This window comes from Pseudomonas saliphila, assembly GCF_008638345.1.
GTDB lineage: Bacteria > Pseudomonadota > Gammaproteobacteria > Pseudomonadales > Pseudomonadaceae > Halopseudomonas > Halopseudomonas saliphila.
The window spans coordinates 237,058-249,868 of the sequence record NZ_VTVA01000002.1; the positions used below are offsets into that span (position 1 = coordinate 237,058).

General features: G+C 56.4%; 11 protein-coding genes. 5 read left to right on the plus strand and 6 right to left on the minus strand.

Translation table 11 applies throughout. The features are described from left to right. Window positions 1–38: 38 nt before the first annotated feature. From FHK95_RS03075 to FHK95_RS03090, 4 genes are all read right to left on the minus strand, one after another. Window positions 39–1,781 (minus strand): wax ester/triacylglycerol synthase family O-acyltransferase, encoded by a 1,743-nt coding sequence (locus FHK95_RS03075; protein ID WP_150303134.1) that lies wholly within the window; start codon window positions 1,779–1,781, stop codon window positions 39–41. Between the two features lie 488 nt (window positions 1,782–2,269). Then, window positions 2,270–2,515: a hypothetical protein gene (locus FHK95_RS03080; protein WP_150303135.1), complete on the minus strand. Its 246-nt coding sequence runs from the start codon at window positions 2,513–2,515 to the stop codon at window positions 2,270–2,272. 244 nt (window positions 2,516–2,759) lie between these two features. Next, window positions 2,760–3,662 carry an alpha/beta hydrolase family protein gene (locus tag FHK95_RS03085; protein ID WP_150303136.1) on the minus strand — a complete coding sequence of 301 codons (903 nt, stop codon included), beginning with the start codon at window positions 3,660–3,662 and terminating at the stop codon, window positions 2,760–2,762. Window positions 3,663–3,925: 263 nt separating this feature from the next. After that, entirely contained in the window at window positions 3,926–5,410 is a 1,485-nt protein-coding gene (locus FHK95_RS03090; protein WP_235906698.1) for an alkaline phosphatase PhoX, read from the minus strand. Between the two features lie 179 nt (window positions 5,411–5,589). On the opposite strand from FHK95_RS03090, the gene FHK95_RS03095 reads away from it, so the two are divergent. From FHK95_RS03095 to FHK95_RS03115, 5 genes are all read left to right on the plus strand, one after another. Beyond that, window positions 5,590–7,149: a methyl-accepting chemotaxis protein gene (locus tag FHK95_RS03095; protein ID WP_150303137.1), complete on the plus strand. Its 1,560-nt coding sequence runs from the start codon at window positions 5,590–5,592 to the stop codon at window positions 7,147–7,149. Between the two features lie 198 nt (window positions 7,150–7,347). After that, entirely contained in the window at window positions 7,348–8,445 is a 1,098-nt protein-coding gene (locus FHK95_RS03100) for an NAD(P)-dependent alcohol dehydrogenase (protein ID WP_150303138.1), read from the plus strand. 223 nt (window positions 8,446–8,668) lie between these two features. Next, window positions 8,669–9,052 carry a type VII toxin-antitoxin system MntA family adenylyltransferase antitoxin gene (gene mntA / locus FHK95_RS03105; RefSeq protein WP_150303139.1) on the plus strand — a complete coding sequence of 128 codons (384 nt, stop codon included), beginning with the start codon at window positions 8,669–8,671 and terminating at the stop codon, window positions 9,050–9,052. Next, on the plus strand, window positions 9,040–9,459 hold the full coding sequence (gene hepT / locus FHK95_RS03110) for a type VII toxin-antitoxin system HepT family RNase toxin (protein WP_150303140.1): 420 nt from the start codon (window positions 9,040–9,042) through the stop codon (window positions 9,457–9,459). The genes mntA and hepT overlap by 13 nt, the downstream gene beginning before the upstream one ends. 212 nt (window positions 9,460–9,671) lie before the next feature. Further along, complete coding sequence (locus FHK95_RS03115) at window positions 9,672–10,382, plus strand: transposase (protein WP_206668524.1); 711 nt, start codon at window positions 9,672–9,674, stop codon at window positions 10,380–10,382. A gap of 151 nt (window positions 10,383–10,533) precedes the next feature. On the opposite strand, the gene FHK95_RS03120 is transcribed toward FHK95_RS03115, so the two are convergent. Together FHK95_RS03120 and FHK95_RS03125 are read right to left on the minus strand one after the other, a co-directional pair. After that, window positions 10,534–11,967, minus strand: coding sequence for an O-antigen ligase family protein (locus FHK95_RS03120; protein ID WP_235906699.1), 1,434 nt, complete (start codon window positions 11,965–11,967; stop codon window positions 10,534–10,536). Between the two features lie 131 nt (window positions 11,968–12,098). Continuing rightward, window positions 12,099–12,551, minus strand: a complete 453-nt coding sequence (locus tag FHK95_RS03125; protein ID WP_408003584.1) for a pilin — start codon at window positions 12,549–12,551, stop codon at window positions 12,099–12,101. Window positions 12,552–12,811: the final 260 nt, after the last annotated feature.

A 12,811-nucleotide genomic window follows, 5' to 3' on the forward strand; every position in this document is an offset into this window, starting at 1 on the left:
TGGCACCTCGCACTAGATCACCCCTAACCCAGGGGATGTTATGAAGCGCCGGCGCTCTTCCTTTTCGCAGCCGGCTCGATAGCATCACGCTTGGGCCGCTGCCTTGCGGAAGAGGCGGCGATCTTTTCCCGCGTCGATTTTTCTGACTCGTCGTCCGCAGACACTTTGTCGGCATCGGCTGGAGCGTCAGAGTTCTGTTCCATTCCAGTAACCTTCTCGCGTGCCTCGGCTTCCGCCTCGGCATCAATCAGAGCGATCTCTTCAGTAACGGTTGCAACAACTTCTGCAAGTACCTCGGCTGCAATCGGTTCTGCCAGTTCGGCCGACTCGATGTCCGCTGACGACTCGAAAGCCACTCGCTCCAATTCATCCACCAGATGCTTGTACTCAAGGGTGGAGGCCTCAATACACGCAATATAGTTATCCATATCCGGGACCACCTTGCGGTCTGCCAAGACGCCGACACTCAACGAGCTGTATATGCCGGTGATGCCATGGCTGATCGCCATACCATCTGACACCGGAACCAGCGGAAATACTGAGGAGATAGTCGCACCAGCGAAATATTTGGGCTCCATGCCCGGTAAACCGGGTACGTTGGTGATAACCGTATTGAACAGCGGGATTTTGCTCGCGATGCGGGTCTTGTTTTCTATCCAACCTGCCAGCGCGCGCAGATAGGGCGGAATCATTTCACCTGCGGCATTGCTCAGATCGCAGAGCACTTCCTTGGCCAACGGTATGCCTTTGAGGGTTCGCTCGCGTATGTGAGCCAGTCGCGCCACCGGATCCTCAATATCGGTTCCGATGGGGATATACATGGCAGAAACCAGGTTGCCGCCATCATGGCGCGCCTGCTCAGGACGAATCGACACCGGGCACATGGACACCAGCGAGCCCTTCTCTGGCATGCAGTCATGCATCAGCATGTAACGTCGCATGCCGCCGGCGATGATGGCGATGATCACATCGTTGAGGCTGGCGCCCGCCGTCAATTGCCGCATGCGCTTGAGCTCGGGGATGCTCCAGGTGTAGCCACCATAGCTGCGGTGCGGCGTTATGGCGGCGTTGAAGATGGTCTTGGGTGCGCGCAGTTGCTCCAGATTTTCTTCGTCACGCAGACGCCATAGGAGTTCTGCGCTCTTGCGCCCGAACAGCAAGCTGGCGTTGAAGCTGCGGTAGGACTGCGACAACATACGCGGCGTGGTCCGCGCCCACATTTCCAGGCGGGTCGGTGGCCGCTCAACCACTTCAACCCGGTCGCGTCGACCGTATTCGTGGGCTGCGGTGCTCTCCATCATGGCTGTACTGAGCTCAAAGCTGGACTTGCCGTCGACATACGCATGATGAAAGCGGATCAATACCGCGAAACTGCCCTCAGGCATGCCTTCGACATTATTGACCCCTTCAATAATGTAGATCTCCCAGGGTGCCCGTTCCATATCCACGCTGCGCGACATGGTCCTCGCCGTGAAGATGCACAGCTGCCGCCAGTCCCCCGGCTGGGGCAGCCCGACATGTCTCACGTGATATTCCAGGTCGAAATTTTCGTCTGCCAGCCAATAAGGATCGTCCAGCTGGAAAGGCGCCTGCTCCAACCTCCGACGGAAGTAAGAGGTGGTATTCAGACGATCCGATACGTATTGAAGAATGTCCTTATGCCTCACCAAACCACCTGGTGCGCTGCGCTGGTCACACAGCCAGAGACTTCCTATCATCATTGGCTGATTTGGTGTTTCAAAGTAGTAAAAATGCGAATCCATGGGGGTGAGTTGCTTCATGGAACGTTTCCTCGTCCGGATAGAGGGATGTGCCGATACACATCCTGAATTGGTATCAAAGAGGTGTCTGCGCTGTGTATTAAATCAAGCATATAAGCCCGCAATTGCAATAGCGTTGCGCTGAATTGCCGCATTATAGCCATCCGGAAGGGAGACATTTCGCCGTTTTGATTGTTCTGAATGGCCAGTCACAAACGGGTTAGTTCGTTGATAAATTGGCGCTTTTCGCTTGAAAAATATCGCGAAACAAGATCTCGACATTTTTTTACCACGAAACGAAAAACTGACGGGACGGCGAGCGCCGACACGCCGAAAACCTCGATAATTTCAGGGCGCCATCATCTGTCGCACAGCCCTTGGCGTTCAGGGTCGTAGAGCACACGCGACACTGATAGCCAACCGCCTAAGCCTGGACAGTGCATCCCCCACGGAGCCAACCGGCCCGAAAAAACCCGGCCCGACGTAAACTGCCGGGCTGAGCTTTTACCTCAAGCCGGGTTCTCCAACAGCTCAATCGCTTCACCCAGGACTTCAACAGCCTGTTCGTGATCACCGGCGTTATGGAGCTCCTCACCTTCGGCCCGCAGCTCGGTCACACGCTCAAGCACCTCGGTATCAGTTGGCGGATTGCTCTCGAGCATCGAATCAATCTTGGCCATATCCATGGGGCAATGCATGGCCAGCACTGGCAGAGAAAAGAAAGCAGCAGCAACAAAAATCAGCGTACGACGCATGGCGTTAACTCCTGTTCAGATGGGGGTTTATCCAGACTCAGCGTAGTAGGCGCCAGTACCTCGTGCGAGTTTTGGCGCCGAACGGCAATTATCAGATCGCGCAGAGGGGAAAGGATGTTGTCCAGGGCGCAGTGCAGAGCTTCAGATAGTTGATGGGCGCGGGGTTGATTCGGCCAGAAGAGAGTGAGAGCACAGAAAATCTGGCTCGTTGTGCGAGCCAGAATCTCAGATACACCAGAGGCGCTTACGGACAGGTGCTGCGGAATTCCTTGATATTGCGATCGCTCTCGTGATCCGGGCCACAGATGAACTGCTCAAAACGCTGATCCTTGTCCAGATGCAGCTTCATCCAGGACACACCCAGACGGCTAAGCTGGTCGTTATAACTATTGTCACCGTTGCCGCAGTAGTGCGAGCCATTATTCAACTCCATATAAGCCTTCGGCAGACCGCTTGGCAGCTCTCCATAAAATGGATCGGCATGCTGGCGCACCGGCGCAATTATGTCCGAATCACAGGCAACGATCAGTGTCGGTGCCTGAACATCACGGAAGTTGGTGGTGTCCCAGGGAGCCAGCGGAATGGCCGCCTTGATACGCCCTTCTTCCGCCACACGCAGGGTGCCGCCGCCGCCCATGGACCACCCCACCACGCCCAGACGGTTGATGTCGATCATGCCGTTAACCGGGCTGCGTGAGGTGTTGTTCTCATCGACGAGATAATCCAGCGCATTGTTGATCTGCCGCGCCCGGCTCGGCGGCTGATCAAAGCCAGTATTAGTATCGATGGTCATGACCACAAAACCATGGGACGCCAGCTTCGGCCCCCACCATTCGATGGATGACTCAGCCGAAACGAAGCCTGGAATCACCACGATGGCGGCCATGGTGCCGGTCGTGCCAGTGGGATAGTGAATAGTACCGCCACCGAAACCACTGACCAGCCCGGACACACGGGACGTACGCACCGAGAACGGACCATTGCTCGCCTCGAGCATGCTCACGCTGGGGTCTGGGCCGCGCTGATATTCATCGGTTGCGTCTTCGGGAGGAACAGTTGGATTGCCGGCCATGGCAGTCGCTGAGAACAGCAGCACTCCGGCTGCAAGCATGGAGAGAAACGACTTCGAGATGTTCTTGTTATGCATTGTGAACTCCGATTACTGCGTCTGTTTTTATTGGAATTGTTACCGCTCGCGCCTAGCAATAACGACGAGAGCCAGAGGGAGTCTAGAACTCTAATAATGAGGGTCAACGGCCCAACGGCAATTTCACCCGTATGGGGTAGACCCAAGTGTGACGGACGTCACGCTATCGCAAGCCTTTGATTTCACTATGAAGCTGGAACAGAGGCCGTGTGCCACTGCAAAAACGCCCGCCATTCGGCGGGCGTTCTTACTGTCGCCTGTGCTTACAGCGAACCACGTTTCCAGGGTCCCCATATGGCGAAGGTAATACCCGGTGTCTGCACGTTTACGAACAGAAAATGCCCGCTCGGATCAAAGCAGGCGCCAGCAAATTCTCGATTCCGGTAATCACCGCCCGCTACGTTCTTCCCCGCGGACGCCGCCTCAACATCGCTGAACACGACGTTGTTCTTGGCGAAGATGTAGGATTCGCCGCGCCGTGTCAGGCCGATCAGACGCTCGCCGAAACCATAATCATCCAACACGCCGCCGCCGTCTTCACACAGCAATACGCCGCCGCGCGGGCTGACGGTGATATTGTCCGGATTATTCGCGATCACCGAGTCGGTGGAGGCGAAAATGCAGGTGATTCGATCGGTTTTCAGATCGTGCATCCATACACACCCCTCGCCCTGCCCTTCGCGCCCCTGTCCGTCTCGCCCGGCGCTGGTATCGACGATATAGGCCTTGCCCTGGTGATACCAGATGCCCTCACCCCGGCTCATGGTCAGTCCACCCGCTGCCTTTGCCTGGGTATAGGGGCCACTGGCACGCCCCTGCGGCGCCGCGTCCGGATCGGCAATCTCCACCCATTCCAACTGGTATTCATCACCCAGCTTCGGGGCGAGCAGCATGGCACCGTCGACGTCCTTGACCTTGGCAGCCTGCAGTCGACCACCCTCTTCCAATGCACCCGCACGCATGCTCGTGTTGTCTGGAATAAAGCGGTAATAGCCGGCGACGTTACGCTGATCCTCCGTTTGATAAACAATACTGGTACGCGGATCGACGCAGACAGCTTCGTGCTTGAACCGGCCCATTTGAACAATCGGCTGGCCGGTGGTTTCATCAGCCTTCTGCCGCACTTCGAACACGTAGCCATGCTTGCGACCGCCCGAGGCGGTCAGGTCGCTGGTCGTTTCTTCACAGCTCAGCCAGGTACCCCATGGCGTAACGCCGCCCGCGCAGTTGACCAGCGTGCCGCCCAGACTGGGCTCGGTAATCGCGTCCTTGCCTATGCCGACCGGAAAACGAATAGTGGTATTGCCCCCGCCCGGCAGCTGGCCATTATCCAGGGCAACGCTGTCGTAGATCGCCGGAGCCACAATCCCCCGCGAGCTACTGCCCACCTCATGGTTGCGGATGAGGACAATTTCGCGCCCGCCACGGCCCTTGTTCACGCCGACAACGCCCATACCGTCGAATGAGCCAGGCACCGGCTGACCATCGATCATCAGATCACCGGTCCAGGAAAACGTCTTGTAGTTGAAGCCATCAGGTAACTGCAAAAGCTCCAGCCCCGTGGTCATGTCTTTGACCGGGCTAAGACTGCCATAGGGCCCGGCGATGCGCGGCAACGGATTGGCCGCGTGCGCCTGGCGGGTGGCAAAGGCTTGCAGTGTGGCTGCGAACGGAACAGCAGCAGCGAGCGCCATACCGCCCTTCAACAAGTTGCGGCGGCTGGTATCGGTAGTATCAGTAGTCATCATCAGGTCCTCTCGGGATTCTTGTCGGGACCATGAGTGAAACAGTCGCAGATGACGGAGCGGTGATGATCTGGTTTCGATTATCTGAAAGCTGCGAAAATTGCTAACTAGTGGAAAACATTCAAGAAAACCACGCGCCGGTCGATACAGCTGATAATGCCCGCCCCCTTCTCAGGATCGACATGCGCAATAACCAACCCGTCACCCAGCGACAACACAGCTTCAGTCCCGAGCAACGGCTTATTACCACGACCGACCTCAGCGGCAAGATCACCTACTGCAACGACGCCTTCGTTGAGATCAGCGGCTTCCCGAGAAATGAACTGATCGGCAGCCCTCATAATCTGGTACGCCATCCGGATACGCCTGCCGCGGTGTTCGAACAAATGTGGTGCGATCTCAAAGCCGGGCGCAGCTGGATGGGGATCGTCAAGAACCGCCGAAGCAATGGCGATCACTATTGGGTCGATGCATTCGTTACACCCTTCCTGGAAAACGGTCAGATCGCCGGCTACGAGTCGGTCCGCATGCAGGCCAGCCCAGAACAGATACATCGGGCCGAAATTATATACGGTCGACTTAACAGCGGTCGCAGCGGCATCGCCTTCGACTGGTCCGGACTGCTCCAACCGGCCGCCTTCGCCGTGTTGATCGCTGGCATGACAGGCGGGCTTACGTTAGCGCTCGGTGGTGTCGGCATCGCGGCTGGCTGCGTATTGGGCGTCGCTGCCGGGTACGGCTACAAGCTTCAAAGCGATAGCCGTCTGCAACGGGTGATCGACACGGCCGACCAGGCGATTACCGATCCGCTGCTGGCACAAATGTATACGCCCAACCATGGCGTGCTGAGTCAGCTGGAGATGGCCATCCACAGTCAGCAGGCACGGCTGCGCACCTGCCTGGCGCGAATACTCGACAGCGCAAACAACCTGCAGTCCCAGGCCGGCGAAGCAAGTCATCTGGCCCATAGCGGCAATCAGGGCATGGCTCGCCAACGCCAGGAGACCGACATGGTCGCTGCCGCGGTCAACGAGATGGCCGCCGCCACCCAGGAGGTGACCAGTAACGTCCACCGCGCCGCCGACGCCACAGCCGATGCCAGCTCTGCGGCGACGCGTGGCAAGCAAGTGGCCAGCGAGGCGCGTGAGGCAATCGAACTGCTCTCCGAATCAGTTCGTTCAGCCACCAGCGTTGCCAACCGGTTATCCGAAGATGCGCGAGAGATCGGCGGCGTCGTCGATGTCATCCAGAGCATCGCCGAACAGACCAATCTGCTCGCGCTAAACGCCGCCATTGAAGCCGCCCGAGCTGGTGAGCAAGGCCGGGGCTTCGCCGTCGTAGCAGACGAAGTGCGCGCCCTCGCCAGCCGCACCGCCGCTTCCACCGGTCAGATCCACGCCTTGATCGGCAACCTGCAATCAGCCGCCAAGCGCGCCGTGGAGACCATGCAGACCGGACATGAGCAGGCCGAGATTGGCAGCGCTCGGGTAGTGGAAGTCGACGAAGCACTGGAAGGCATCCGCGTCGCGATTGATCGTGTCAACGAGATGGCCGGACAGATCGCCAGCGCCGCCGAAGAGCAAAGCGCTGTCGCCGAAGAGATCAGCCAGAACATCACCAGCATCGCCGAGCTGTCGGACATGACCTCAACCCAATCGAATCGCAGCGCCGATCTGAGTGATGAGCTGGCCGACACGGCCAAGGCGCAGGCAGCCTTGGTGGAGCGCTTCGCCCGGCGTTGAGCCTGGCTAAGTACCCGTAGCGCCAAAGCCATTGGAAAGCCCGCTAACTCACATCCGCCGCGCCGATGCCCTCGGCGCAGCGCACGCTGTCCGATTCATGATCCAGGTCAGGCCGAACAGCGCGAGAGTGAACTAGGCTGTAGGGGATTCTGCGAATCACAGCCTGTGATTCCCAATCCACTTCCTGGAGACACTCCCATGGCTGAGATGATGAGGGCAGCGATTTTTATCGAGCCCGGACGGATCGAACTGGCTGACAAACCCATTCCCGATGTAGGCCCTAACGAAGCGCTGGTGCGCATCACGACCACCACCATCTGCGGTACCGACATTCACATCCTCAAGGGCGAGTATCCGGTAGCCAAAGGCCTGACCATCGGCCACGAGCCCGTCGGCGTCATCGAAAAGCTGGGCAGCGCGGTTCAGGGATATAAAGAAGGCCAGCGCGTTATCGCCGGCGCCATCTGCCCCAACTTCAATTCCTACGCAGCGCAGGACGGCGTCCCCTCACAGGACGGCAGTTACCTGACCGCCGACGGCAAATGCGGCTGCCACGGCTACAAGGCCACCGCCGGCTGGCGCTTCGGCAACATGATCGATGGCACCCAGGCCGAGTACGTGTTGGTACCCGACGCTCAAGCCAATCTGGCACCCATTCCCGATGGCCTGACCGATGAGCAGGTGCTGATGTGCCCTGACATCATGTCCACCGGATTCAAAGGCGCGGAAAACGCCAATATCCGCATCGGCGACACCGTCGTCGTCTTCGCCCAGGGGCCGATCGGCCTCTGCGCCACCGCTGGCGCCCGACTGCTCGGCGCCACGACCATCATCGCCGTCGACGGTAACGACCACCGCTTGGGTATCGCCCGCAAGATGGGCGCCGACATCACCCTCGACTATCGCAATTGCGATGTCGTAGAAGAGGTCATGAAACTCACCGGCGGCCGCGGCTCAGATGCCTCCATCGAAGCCCTCGGCACCCAGCAGACCTTTGCCCAATCACTGCAAGTACTCAAACCCGGCGGCACACTGTCCAGCCTCGGCGTGTACTCCCAAGATCTGGTCATCCCCCTCGGCGCATTCGCCGCCGGATTAGGCGACCACAAGATCAACACCGCCCTCTGCCCCGGCGGCAAGGAGCGCATGCGACGCTTGATGAACGTACTGGAATCCAGCCGGTTGGATCTCGGGCCGCTGGTTACCCATGAGTACAAACTGGATAAGATCGTGGATGCCTACGAGTTGTTTGGGAATCAGCGCGATGGGGTGTTGAAGGTGGCGATTAAGCCTTGAGGTATGTCTGGTGGGCGCGAGCGACTCCGCGCCCCTTGACCTGATTGAAGCGACCGCGAAGCCCGGCGGCGAATGAGTCAATTCCTGGGGTTGGTGAGCGCCTCGGGCCGCGTTCGGACTCGCCGACAGGGTTCATACGAGCGCGAACCGCCAGCGTAGCGCAGGCGCACTAAAGCCCCAGGTCGTATACACTCAGAACTTAACCGACTGAGGATAGCCAGATATGTCGCTGGAGAAGATCCAAAGCGTATTAGCCGAGCATCCAGAGATACAACTTGCCTATCTTTTTGGATCGATGGCCGCAGGTAGCGCAACAGCGACCAGCGACGCGGATATAGCGGTGCAAACCTGTGCGCCACTGGGTGTCGAGGCCAAAATATCCCTGGTTGAAGAAATCGCCAAAGCGACCGGTCGGCCAGTAGACTTGATCGATCTGCGTAAAACTGGAGAACCCCTTCTGGGGCAGATTCTACGGTACGGGACCCGCTTGAAAGGCAACGATACATTGCACGCCGAGCTGATGCGGCGCCACATATTCGATAGTGAAGACTTTCTGCCTTACGTGCGCAGAATGCTCGCGGAGCGCAGGCAGTCATGGACAAGCTAGTTATCGAGCGAAAACTCGATTCGTTATACCGATGCCTGAACCGAGTCAGTGAAAAGTGTCCGGCGAACGTAGCGGATCTTCTATCCGACCTGGACCTGCAGGACGTAATCGTATTGAATCTGAGCAGAGCCGTTCAGATGTGCGTCGATCTGGGCGCTCACATGCTATCCAGTCTGGACCAACCGCCTCCCAATACCATGGGAGAAACCTTTGATAGGATGGCAGATGCGAAAGTGCTGGACCGTCAGCTCGCAGACCGGATGAAGAAATCCGTAGGGTTCAGAAATATTGCCGTGCATAACTATGATGAGCTTGATTGGGCGATTGTCCATGCCATCGCCTCACGTCATCTGGCTGATTTCAGAGCTTTCGCAGCGGTTATTGCTCAGTCTCTTGATGAAGACTGAGCGACACCAGTCGCTCAAGCTTGCCCAAATCAAACACCGGGCGTCCTGACCGAATCGGTTTCCGCTCCGACCACGACGCCAAGCCCAGCTTTTCAGCCGCACCCAACGGCTAGCATCGCAACTCCGATTCGACCAGATGCGACACGGCTCCCGCCGTTATTGGCCATCATCGAGCATAATCGAGGCCTGATTGCGGCTACACGGACGTTCTTATGGCACGACGCCAACGCCTTTCCTACCCAGGCATCACCCAGCACATTATTCAACGCGGCAACAACCGTCAGGTGTGTTTCGGTGACGACGAAGACATGTATATTTTTGCTCAATGGTTGACCGATTACGCTGCTGAATATGGTGTTGCCGTTCATGCCTGGGTATTCATGACCAACCATATCCATGTCCTCGCAACGCCAGTCGATTTCAACAGCGTTTCCCTGTTGATGCAGGCCCTCGGTCGCCGCTACGTGCGCTATTTCAACCGTCGTTATCGCCGCACCGGCACCCTAAGGGAAGGTCGCTATCGCTCCTGCCTGATCGACTCTGAAGCCTACCTGTTGACCTGTCAGCGTTATATCGAGATGAATCCAGTCAGGGCGGGCATGGTTACCGCTCCCGCCGAATACCGCTGGAGTAGCTACCGCAGCAATGCCCACGGCAAGCCGTCAACATTGGTGGTTCCACATGAGATTTACCACAAGCTGGGCCCGACAGCTGAAAGCCGACAAGCAGCCTACCGCGCCCTGTTCACCGAGCAACTACCTGTCGAACTTTTCGAAAATATCAACCAGTCAACATGTAGCGGGCTGGCTTTGGGCAATGATCGATTCCGGGACCAGATCGAGAAGTTGACGGGCAAATTGGCCGGACGGGGAAAGTCGGGCGGCCTGTTAAACAACCGTAATCGGGAATTAATGTTCATCTGAACCCAATTAGTTCTTAAAAGCATAAAAAACTGGCGTAGTGCAGGCGCACTATACTCCCAGGTCGTGCACTTTCATTCGTCAGCCGCTTCAAGAGTTCAGCCAATTCACCTGAATTTTAATAACACCCAATCTAACCCCGATCACTTTTCGCTCATTCAATTCCATCTACCCCATCCATAGGTATCCAGCCCTGCGCCCAAAAGCGTGGTGTCCAACCTGTATGATGCTTGGACATGTGAGCTTCGCTGTCTTCGGGTACTGTGGGCGCTTCATTTATAAGCACATTACCCAGAATCAGTACGACTGGGAATGCCAAAACCTTGAAGAAGATACGTTGTGCTGGGGATGCCGGCTGCGGGTCTGACCATTTAGCTATGGCTAATCCGATCAGAATCGCCAGCCAGGTCTCTGTGTAAGGCATGACAAAAACGCCATCGACCTGAGCAAGCACCAGTGCCCCAGTAATAGATAGCCAGAGTGCAGCACTTATGTTATCAGGTTCCCCTTGGCGCAGCCGAGCGAGGCCAAACCACATACCCCAGACGCCAAGACTCAACGCCATGAGCGTTGCAGGAATACCCCATTCAGCAGCCCATTGCAGAATCACTTGATGCGGATGAGCGGCGATGGGATTGTAGGTGGCCGCATAATGCATCGGGCCCGCGCCCAGCCATGGATTTTCCCTCGCCATCTCCCAAGCCCAGAACCAGATACTCTCCCGCCCAGACAGACTGGTGCGCAAACTGTCCCGTAGGTCAGGGGATATATCCAGCCATGCGGGTATCACGTGAAAAAGCAGAATGAACAGCACAACGCCGATCAAACCTGCGCAGGCTTGAACCGCCACTAGCTTCCATTGCCGATGAGCGATCATAAGCAGAACGGCGGTAGATACGGCAAGACCCAGCCACAGGCCGCGACCGCCAAGTGTCAGCGCGATGCACCACTGCACTGACAAAGAGGTAAAAATCACCACGCTGATTACAGGCCTCTTCGGCCTTAGGCACAAAATCAGAGAGGCCATAACCGGCATAAGAAGAATTTGAAATTGACCAAAAAAGCGAGGATTTGAGAAACCATTGAAAAGCAGATCGGCATCAAGCATGTATATGCCAGTGAGAAATGCGGCCGAGTAATACACTACAAACTGAAACGCATGCAGAAGACCAATGATGACCATAAGGCCAAGTAAAAAGAAAACGACAGATGACTTATGAGCAATCAACCCCAGCAACAAAACCAGGATTGCCAGCCCGGCATAGCGCCCCCATTCCTTCAAAGCCCATAACGGCCACTCGGCGGACAAAGCGGAAACCAAGCCAATTAGAAACACTGCGACAACAAGAAAAAAACTCAATCGCGGAAGACAAACTTGAGAATGAAAAATCAGAACTAATGCAGCGACACCTAATAATAAAATCTGATACACCCTGTGCTGATCGTGCCAGCTAAAATATGAGTGCCATAGATAGATAGCGGACAGGCTAAACACCAATAAAGGCAATACCATAATACATTGCGAAACTCCGACAGAAAGTGACTTCGCCGATGTATTCGCCCGACACTTAATATCCCTATCGAACATCTGTATTCCTCGACTCTGCACCCAATAAAAAGCCCCGGCGGGCCGGGGCTTTCTTACAACAATAACCTGGAACCAGACCAAGACATTTATACGCTCATCTGATCCCGATTTATCGACCCTACCTCAGCGCATTATGAAGCCGTACAGCCCGACGGGGTATAGGACTCCTTCCAGCCTGAAGTCGACTTCACAATATTACAAGACCAAGCACCTTTTTCGTCTCTAGCCATATGAATCTTCGCACCTGTTACGTTACTTCCTCCTTTCAGCTCACAAGTGAGCAAGTCTGTCTTAGCAGCGATTCCTGTGGCAGGAACGTATGCAGCAGAAGTCATCGTGCAGCGATCCGAGCTCTTCAAACCTAACTCATCGAGAGCATTGGCAGCTAATGCTCTACCATCATTTATCGCAAGTTCGTATGCTGTTTTAGCGGGCGCCACCTCAGCCAAACCGGCAGAAACTTGAGCTTTAGCCGTATAATCCTGATAAGCCGGCAAAGCAATAGCCGCCAAAATACCAATGATCGCAACCACGATCATCAGTTCGATCAATGTAAAACCTTTCTGCATTTGAGCTTTCATCATGTACTCCATTATGTGATTTAGCCGTTGGGCTGGTAGTGACGTAGCACCGAGCGTGCCAACTCGCTAAAACGACCATCACGAAGTAACTGTATTCGCTCTAACAGCGCGCATTCACGGGGCTCAGCTATTCGGCCAGGAGACTCAAAAGCGCTAACGCTCGCTCCATAGCAGGCATCTGTCCCCGCCCCGCTACGACACGGAACCCAAATTCCGGCCAAACCTGACAATAAACGTCACCTGAGCACGTCAGCCCCCCGGCT

What these genes read in the sequence shown, in the direction of transcription:
- FHK95_RS03075 (WP_150303134.1), bottom strand. Translation starts at nt 1,781, where the DNA reads ATGAAGCAACTCACCCCCATGGATTCGCATTTTTACTACTTTGAAACA.
- FHK95_RS03080 (WP_150303135.1), bottom strand. Translation starts at nt 2,515, where the DNA reads ATGCGTCGTACGCTGATTTTTGTTGCTGCTGCTTTCTTTTCTCTGCCA.
- FHK95_RS03085 (WP_150303136.1), bottom strand. Translation starts at nt 3,662, where the DNA reads ATGCATAACAAGAACATCTCGAAGTCGTTTCTCTCCATGCTTGCAGCC.
- FHK95_RS03090 (WP_235906698.1), bottom strand. Translation starts at nt 5,410, where the DNA reads ATGATGACTACTGATACTACCGATACCAGCCGCCGCAACTTGTTGAAG.
- FHK95_RS03095 (WP_150303137.1), top strand. Translation starts at nt 5,590, where the DNA reads ATGCGCAATAACCAACCCGTCACCCAGCGACAACACAGCTTCAGTCCC.
- FHK95_RS03100 (WP_150303138.1), top strand. Translation starts at nt 7,348, where the DNA reads ATGGCTGAGATGATGAGGGCAGCGATTTTTATCGAGCCCGGACGGATC.
- mntA (WP_150303139.1), top strand. Translation starts at nt 8,669, where the DNA reads ATGTCGCTGGAGAAGATCCAAAGCGTATTAGCCGAGCATCCAGAGATA.
- hepT (WP_150303140.1), top strand. Translation starts at nt 9,040, where the DNA reads ATGGACAAGCTAGTTATCGAGCGAAAACTCGATTCGTTATACCGATGC.
- FHK95_RS03115 (WP_206668524.1), top strand. Translation starts at nt 9,672, where the DNA reads ATGGCACGACGCCAACGCCTTTCCTACCCAGGCATCACCCAGCACATT.
- FHK95_RS03120 (WP_235906699.1), bottom strand. Translation starts at nt 11,967, where the DNA reads ATGTTCGATAGGGATATTAAGTGTCGGGCGAATACATCGGCGAAGTCA.
- FHK95_RS03125 (WP_408003584.1), bottom strand. Translation starts at nt 12,551, where the DNA reads ATGATGAAAGCTCAAATGCAGAAAGGTTTTACATTGATCGAACTGATG.